This window comes from Streptomyces sp. KR55, from assembly GCF_052245645.1.
In the GTDB taxonomy this organism is placed as follows: Bacteria; Actinomycetota; Actinomycetes; order Streptomycetales; family Streptomycetaceae; genus Streptomyces; species Streptomyces flavusporus.
The window spans coordinates 1-5,049 of the sequence record NZ_JBQQCE010000594.1 but is presented as its reverse complement, the minus strand read 5'-3'; the positions used below and the strand labels follow the sequence as shown (position 1 = coordinate 5,049).

At 67.3% G+C, this 5,049-nt stretch carries 5 protein-coding genes and 3 pseudogenes; 5 read left to right on the top strand and 3 right to left on the bottom strand.

The features are described 5' to 3' along the window. Positions 1-19: 19 nt before the first annotated feature. Complete coding sequence (locus tag ACTWQJ_RS46195) at positions 20-499, top strand: RacP protein (protein WP_443312370.1); 480 nt, start codon at positions 20-22, stop codon at positions 497-499. Here ACTWQJ_RS46195 and ACTWQJ_RS46190 read toward each other — a convergent pair. The 3 genes from ACTWQJ_RS46190 to ACTWQJ_RS46180 form a co-directional block, all read right to left on the bottom strand. Then, a complete protein-coding gene (locus ACTWQJ_RS46190) occupies positions 496-1,011 on the bottom strand; it encodes a hypothetical protein (RefSeq protein WP_443312369.1) in 516 nt (171 codons plus the stop codon). The two genes, ACTWQJ_RS46195 and ACTWQJ_RS46190, sit on opposite strands and share 4 nt — an antisense overlap. 454 nt (positions 1,012-1,465) lie before the next feature. After that, complete coding sequence (locus tag ACTWQJ_RS46185) at positions 1,466-1,942, bottom strand: hypothetical protein (protein ID WP_443312368.1); 477 nt, start codon at positions 1,940-1,942, stop codon at positions 1,466-1,468. Between the two features lie 629 nt (positions 1,943-2,571). Continuing rightward, on the bottom strand, positions 2,572-3,219 hold the full coding sequence (locus ACTWQJ_RS46180) for a class I SAM-dependent methyltransferase (protein WP_443312367.1): 648 nt from the start codon (positions 3,217-3,219) through the stop codon (positions 2,572-2,574). A gap of 216 nt (positions 3,220-3,435) precedes the next feature. On the opposite strand from ACTWQJ_RS46180, the pseudogene ACTWQJ_RS46175 reads away from it, so the two are divergent. From ACTWQJ_RS46175 to ACTWQJ_RS46160, 4 genes and pseudogenes are all read left to right on the top strand, one after another. After that, positions 3,436-3,780 (top strand): annotated as a pseudogene (locus ACTWQJ_RS46175) (helix-turn-helix domain-containing protein); the annotation flags it as partial. A gap of 47 nt (positions 3,781-3,827) precedes the next feature. Next, positions 3,828-4,010 (top strand): annotated as a pseudogene (locus tag ACTWQJ_RS46170) (IS630 family transposase); the annotation flags it as partial. Between the two features lie 224 nt (positions 4,011-4,234). After that, positions 4,235-4,645 carry an IS110 family transposase gene (locus ACTWQJ_RS46165; RefSeq protein WP_443312366.1) on the top strand — a complete coding sequence of 137 codons (411 nt, stop codon included), beginning with the start codon at positions 4,235-4,237 and terminating at the stop codon, positions 4,643-4,645. A 192-nt stretch (positions 4,646-4,837) separates the two neighbouring features. Continuing rightward, positions 4,838-5,049 (top strand): annotated as a pseudogene (locus ACTWQJ_RS46160) (peptidase M28); the annotation flags it as partial.

The window sequence follows — 5,049 nt, the reverse complement described above, 5'->3', positions numbered from 1 at the left end:
CCTTCGGGGCGAGTAAGCGATGCCTGGGCCGCCGAAGGCGCCCCACTACGCCGACCTGATCCGCATCGCCCTGTTCGAGGCCCGCCCTGCCGGGCTGTCCTTCAAACAGATGGTGAACCCCACCGGGCTCACCCCGAGCCAGGTCCGCTCCGGGCTCGCCCGGCTGCGGGACACGGCGGCTGAAGAGGGCTGGCCACCCCTGATATGGACGCTCGCCGACGGCTACCGCTTCGGCGCCAGCACCGAGGAGCTGGATAAATACGAGCAGGCGGCCTTCCGCACGAAGGTCGTCGAGATCGGACGGCTGATCACGGGCACCCTCGCCCCGCACACCGCCATCTATCCCAAGGACAAGTGGATCCAGCTGGTGCTGGGCCAGGTCAAGGGCATCCACAGACGATGCGCCGTCGTCTGTAACAGCACTGGGTACCACCTGCCGCGACACGGCCGGGCCAGAGCGCGAGGCGGTCCCGTTCGAAGCCGCCGGACCCGCTGTTAATAGTCGTTGACGCCCCAGGCCTCGACGCAGTCCCTCCACGTCCCGTCGGGGAGCAGCTTGCACGCCTTGATCCGGACCTCCTCGCCTTCGGCTGGTCCTCCAGCAGAAGGCGCTTTCACCGCGTTGACTCTCTGGCCTTCACCACAGTCCCGGTCACTGACCAGGTTGACCAGACTGCCATTCGACCTGTACAGCGCCGTGATGATCCCGTTTGCTCCGTCACAGAGAGCATCGTCGGCGTAGATCTCGCCATTGCCATTGGCTCCGGCGGGTTCCGACAGCCAAGCGCCCAAGCCAAGGTAAGTGCCCGTCACGCCGTACATGTAGCAGGTCAAGTCATCTGCGAGGCCATTGCAGTCGGAGCTGGCCGCCGATGCCACTGGTGCACCCGCCGGGCTGGCACTCGTCACTCCCGGGGCCTGCACTTGTCCCACGGCAGGCGTTGCCACTGCGGCCATCACCACGCCGGCTAAGCCGACTAGGACACCGGCCGTTCTCTTGATGCTGAACATGAAACCCCTCCCTTTGAGGTATGGCTCGTGCGGCCACCGCATCCGCTCAGCCGAGCGGCGACACACGAGTCTGCTCGGCCAGCCCGGCACGGAACACGAGGTGTCCCGGACAGCCCGCTGTTGTCCGGGCTAGTGGGAGCCCTGTCCGGATTTGTATCGGGAGCCTGTCCGGTGGCCGAGCAAACGGAGTTGAGGAATAACCGCGTTGGATCGTGCGGCAACGGCAGTGCAGCGCGAGACCGCAGATAACGGGACCGCCTCGCACCCGGCCCGGCCGTGTCCCGGCAGGTGGCACCCAGTGCTGTTACAGACGACGGCGCATCGTCTGCGGTAGGACGGTCACGGAGCGTACAGGCGCACGATCCGACGCGTTTGCTCCTCTGTTCCTCAACCCCTGATGTCTGCTCTGCTGCCTGCGCTGGCGACGCTGCCGTCAGTCTCAATCGCCCCTGGCTCAGGACACGGTGGCGCACCCGTCCACGATGCCATCGTGGACGTTGCAGACCTTAAAGCGGATATCACGCACGTTGCTGAACTTGAGCTCGTAGTCGGTTTCGTTCTCGCCGAGCCCATCGGACGAGGGGGGCTTCTTCCAGTCGATTTTTGTCCACGATCCGCCCTGCCACTTCTTGCCGGAGTACAGAAGGACGGCGCCGTCGATCCAGCTGTCACAGTTCGCCCACGGGCCGACGGTGACTACCCCGTCAGTGTTGTACTTCGGGTAGCCGCCAGCCGACCCGGCAGCCGTCCACTCATACCACCCATCGGCCTCGTAGCAGTCCCCGAAGGTCAAGCCCCAGACATCGCCGGCTGCCCGTGCGCTGGCAGCGGACGGAGATAGCGCCAGAGCCGTAGCCGACGCCAGAGTGGCGAGCACGTACGCCACCCATCGTCCTCTTGTCATGACCGGCACTGCGGTCTTCCTGCGCATGCGACTCCTCATCGTCATCCCTCGAAAGGGGAGGCGGGCCGAACGGCCGCCCTATGGCCCCCTCTTTGCTCGGTTTGATTCCTTGCGGTATCGAGCTTGCTGACATTGGCCGAGCTGGAACAACAGTTTGTGGCTGTCCCGGACAGTCGTTGCTTGTCCGGCCTGGTCAGAGTCTTGTCCAGATCCTGTCCGGCTCGCTGCGCGGAGGGAATCGGGACCGTCCGTTCGGAGCGCACGACCGAAGAGTTCAGACACAGGTACTGAAGGACCCGGAGGGCCTGGCGGGCGGCGGCAGCGCGGTCGGGGGCGTACTGCAGGGCGTCTGAGGTTCCCCCGTGAGCTGGAGGGCCTCGGACTGCCACCAAGCGCGGGCCGCGCCCGCGTCGTCGGGTATGTCCCGGCCGTGCCGGGCCGCCAGACCCAGCCTCGCCGGAGCAGAGGAGAAGCTTGCCCAGCTTGATGCCCGCAAGGAGTGCAGGTCATCGAAGGTTTTCCTCGGAGTCCCCTTGTTCGACCAAAACGGAGCTCGAACGGACGGTGAGCCCTGATCATGAGCCGCCGCCTGGAGCCTGACGGCTCCCTGTCCGGCAGGTTGGATGCGGTCATGCGTTCGGTCAGGCGGCCTCCGTCTAGGCTTTGCGGGCGAGCAGTTGAATCTCCTGAAACTGCCGTCGGTCGGTGGGCTGGGGCTCACGAACCATCCGGGCTACCTCGGCCAACCCGGACTTGCGCAGCATCGCGGCGAGGTGATCAGGCGACCACCGATAGGCCGGCGCGACTGTGTGATCGAAGACCTGCGTCGGGTGAGACGGATCATCGCTTGCCGAAAAGCCGACCAGAAGGTGGCCGCCAGGTGCCAGCACACGATGGAACTCCGCCAGGATGACGGGGAGTTCCTGCGGCGGAGTGTGGATGATGGACCAACGTGAGAGTACGCCGCCCAGCACGCCGTCAGCGATGTTCAACGCGGCCATCGAGCCCACGTCGAACCGCAGGCCCGGATAGGCCTGTCGAGCCAGCTTGATCATCGCAGGAGAGGCATCAACACCAAACGCCGCCAGCCCCAGCTCGTCCAGATAAGCGGTGATATGACCAGGCCCACACCCCAGGTCCGCGACCTGACCGTCCCCACTCGCACGTACGACCTCGGCGAAGACACTCAAGATCGCACGGTCCAGGGGACTGTCACGCAGCGTGTCGCGGAACAGCTGCGCATAGGTGGGGGCAGCAGCGTCGTAGGCCTCGCGGGTGGCGCTGAGGGCATCATGTTCGACCATGCTCGCGACAGTAGTTCCTGGCGCTGAGGCGAGCCGAGAGAATCACGATCTTCCCTCCCGCCTGTTCGCCCGGGCTATCGCTAAGCGCGTTTCCAGAAGTGCTGCGCGTAACGGGGGTTGAGGCCGTCTGGTGCGGGAGGCGTTGGCACGGCCCTCGCCGGGCGTTCGATCGAGGTGTCACCCATCGTCCGCCCGCCCGGCGAGGTTGTGGTCAGTGTGCGCCCGCCCACCGTGTTCGCCAATGCGTCCGCCACCGAGTGCGCAAGGTTACGCGACCTGCTGCGGGGCCCATGGCGGTCAGCGTTACGGGCGGTGATGGTGCTGCTGTCGCTGCAGGGCCTGCCACCAGCACAGATCGCCGCGCTGCTGGAGTGCGACCCGGCCACGGTGCGCCGCTGGATCGGCCGCTTCAACACCAGCGGAGTGGCCGGCCTGCACGACCGGCCCCGCAGCGGACGGCCGAAGCTGGGCGGCAGCCGGCTGACCGCGCGGATCGCCGTGCTGCTTCAGCGGCCGGGGCCGTGGACCGTGGACAGGCTGCACCGGTACCTGGGCCGACCGCAGATCAGTTGCCGCACGTCCGCGCCAGCTGAACCCTGCCCGGCCGCCGACCACACATCCCCACCCCGGGCAAGAACCGCCGGCTCACCGTGCTGGGCGCGCTGGAGGTCACCACCGGCACCTTCCGCTACCGGCTCGGCCGCCGGCGGGTCGCCGACTTCCTCACCCTGCTGCGGCAGCTGGCAGCGGCCTTCCCCCACGCCCCGGCGATCGTGGTGATCTGCGACAACTGTGAGACTCGTGGGGTGCCGCCGGGGGCCGGAGCCTGACCCGTGCGACAACTGGCCTCAGCTGCCCTGTAATCGATCTGTCGGCCCGGCCCGGGGGATGCTTGCTGCCGCCGGACCGGCGGGCGTGTCCCGATAGGGGCCTTGCCGTGAACAGGGCACCATCACAGTTCTGACCCCCCACCCGGCCCGGCGTCGGCCACCAGCCCAGCCGATGAAGGAGCCGTGTGACCGTCACCAGCATGCCCCAGCCGGCCCTGCCCGCACAGCAAGCGGAACAGCCCGCGGAGGATGTGATCCTCGGGGTCGACACCCACAAGGACGTGCACGCCGCAGCAGTGATCACTGTGCTCGGCGTGCTCCTGGCCCACCAGGGGTTTCCGACAACCGCGGCTGGATACCGTCAACTCCTCGCATGGGCCCGCTCCTTCGGCATCCTGCACCGTGCCGGAGTGGAGTGCACCGGATCCTACGGAACGGCCCTGGCACGGTTCCTGCACCGGGAGAACACCACCCACAGGCTCACCACGGTGATGGACAACGGTGCGCCGAAGGCCGTTCCAGATGACGGGTCCGGGCATGACGGCACGGGGCGTCCTGCGTCAGCGGCCCGAGGTCGTTGTCCGGGTGTCCGCTGAGCGGATGGCCGTGACCGGATATGGCCCTTGACGGTGTATCAACACCTGACTGAACATCAGGCACACACAGCACCCGCACAGCTCTGGCAATTACCGATCCAGGCATCGCTCGACTCCCCTCATCGACGAGAAAGTGCGGCTCCCCACATGACGCATCCGAGATCCAGCCTGCCCGGGACCATCTCCAGACGTATGGGCACCGTAGCCCTCGTGGCCGCGGCTGGTCTGCTCGCCGCCTCGCCGGCCTCCTCGGCCACGCCCGACCGGACCGGGGCGTCCACCGCCGGCCCCGGGGCCCTGGCGGCACCCGACATCCCGATCAGCAACGTCAAGGCGCACCTGGCGCAGTTCCAGTCGATCGCCACCGCCAACGGCGGCAACCGGGCCCACGGCCGTACCGGCTA